The organism is Sporomusa sp., from assembly GCF_057736855.1.
In genome coordinates this window covers 1-1,608 of the sequence record NZ_JBYKYF010000467.1, presented here as the reverse complement: position 1 = coordinate 1,608, position 1,608 = coordinate 1, and the positions used below count along the sequence as shown (strand labels likewise).

The 1,608-nt window shown below is 42.1% G+C and carries 2 protein-coding genes; both read right to left on the bottom strand.

Features of this window, described 5'->3' with window-relative positions:
- Nucleotides 1-414, bottom strand: a 414-nt coding sequence (locus AC29Z1_RS17735; protein WP_488272757.1) for a superoxide dismutase family protein, incomplete at its 3' end; no start/stop codon positions are given.
- Nucleotides 415-669: 255 nt separating this feature from the next.
- On the bottom strand, nucleotides 670-1,608 hold a 939-nt coding region (locus tag AC29Z1_RS17730; protein WP_488272756.1), incomplete at its 5' end, for a pyridoxal phosphate-dependent aminotransferase.

Sequence of the window (1,608 nt, the reverse complement as noted above, 5' to 3'; positions counted from 1 at the left end):
CTGAGTTCGGTAATCATCTGGGCTTTCATGGATAATAACCGCCTTACCAATAACTTCAGCTACAGTAAATTTGTCTGTAAAGAAAGACATATAAGCAAACCCCTTATTGGAAAAAAGCACCGGTAAATCACCGGCATGGTTGCCGTGTGGCTGATTATGAGGATTCCAATGCCCGCCAGCCGCCATAAATGGATTCTCTGGATCACCCACTTTACAGTTTCCATACTCGTGAATATGAAAACCGTGCGGACCGACTGGCTGCTTTGTATTGGTCGCTGGCTGAAACCGGGGTAATCCCCAAACCTCAACCGTTACTATGGTACCGCCCCGTACATTGCGAAAAGTTACCCATCCTTTAATATCAGGTGCAAGTGGCCCTCCCCGAAGATAAGCAACAGCAAGATTGTTAGCCATTCTCTCACCCCACCCATATTCTTACAAAAATATGTTTTATATTATGATGCAAGAATATCACTGGTGCATAAGAAAAGACTCGCTTTGTACTAAGTCTTTTACCTCAGACCCAATTATGCCAGCCAAGCGTGACGCGGTAAAAGTTATCCATGATATTTACAACAGATAGTTGTCTTTGATATAAAAAAGCTTCGCGCTGACTCGTAATACTATGCATTACAAGCAACACGAAGCATTTCCTTATAGTTTTAGAATTTATTTGTCAACGGCTGCCATGGCTTGAGCCATTTTAGCTGCCATTCCGGTAATTTTGGCTGATGGTACAGCACATACAGCGATACGTATACCTTTAGCCAGCGGTACGGCAAAAATATGATCATCATGCAGTTTCTCGCATACCGCATCGGGGTTATTGGATGGAATTGTCAGGAAGAAACCTGCTCTGTACGGTAACATATGGAGATTAGCAGCTTGGGCTTCACGAACAAAAATGTCCGACCGTTCCCGAATAAGCGCATAATACTCATTACGTTCTTTCTCAACCTGAGCCAAAATAGCTTTATCATTATATATAGTGGCTAATAGACGCATGCAGCCACGGTTAATATTGGACCAGGTAGCCCGGCTGGTGTATTGGTTAATATCAGCAAATTCTTTTATTACCTTTTTACTGCTCGAAACGCCAATCATGGCACCAGTGCGCTGACCATACATGGTGTAGCCCTTCGACATGCTGAAAGCTAGAATAATAAGAATATTATCAGGAAGATTGCTGAATTTTTTCATGAAAGCACGACATTCGTTTTTCTCACCTGCGTAGTCAAGATACGCAATATCCACCAACAGAATAATCTTTTTTGATTGATTTTTGGCTGCTGCCTTAGCTACATCGAGTACACTATCCCATTCGCTATCGGAAAGGCTATAGCCCGTAGGATTATGTGCCGGCGCATTAATTATAGCCACTATATTATCTTGTTTTGCCAAGAGTTCAGTAACTTTGCTTTCAAAGGATTTAATATTAAAATTTTGGTTTTCGTCAAACAAAGTGTATGTATCCAGCTTACGCAGAGCATCTTCACATAATACCTTGTATGGTCCCCAATACCAGTCAGAAGTAAGCAAGGTATCACCAATCTCAGTATAGTTGGCAATCGTATGATGAATAACACCCGAACCGCCGGACGTAGCTAC